The sequence below is a fragment of the Diaphorobacter sp. J5-51 genome (assembly GCF_001023515.1).
GTDB classification, from domain to species: Bacteria; Pseudomonadota; Gammaproteobacteria; order Burkholderiales; family Burkholderiaceae_C; genus Diaphorobacter; species Diaphorobacter nitroreducens.
Genome location: NZ_JSYI01000066.1, coordinates 1 through 348 on the forward strand (window position 1 = coordinate 1; position 348 = coordinate 348).

The 348-nt window shown below is 68.4% G+C and carries 1 pseudogene; it reads right to left on the reverse strand.

Annotation, left to right across the window (positions count from 1 at the left end):
- A pseudogene (locus OX89_RS08960) lies at positions 1–348 on the reverse strand (dihydrolipoyl dehydrogenase); the annotation flags it as partial.

The window sequence follows — 348 nt, forward strand, 5'->3', positions numbered from 1 at the left end:
TGCTCTCGCCCAGCGTCGGATGCGGGTGGATGGTCTTGCCGATGTCGACAGCGTCCGCACCCATCTCGATGGCCAGGGCGATCTCGCCGATCATGTCGCCCGCATGCGTGCCGACCATGCCGCCGCCCAGGATCTTGCCGTGGCCCCGGCCAGCATGGCCGTCTCCTGATCCTGCTTCGGGGCTGTCGTCGAACAGCAGCTTGGTGACGCCTTCGTCGCGGCCGTTGGCAATGGCGCGGCCCGAGGCCGCCCAGGGGAACAGGCCCTTCTTGACCTTGATGCCCTGCTGCTTGGCCTGGTCTTCGGTCAGGCCCACCCAGGCCACTTCGGGGTCGGTGTAGGCCACGC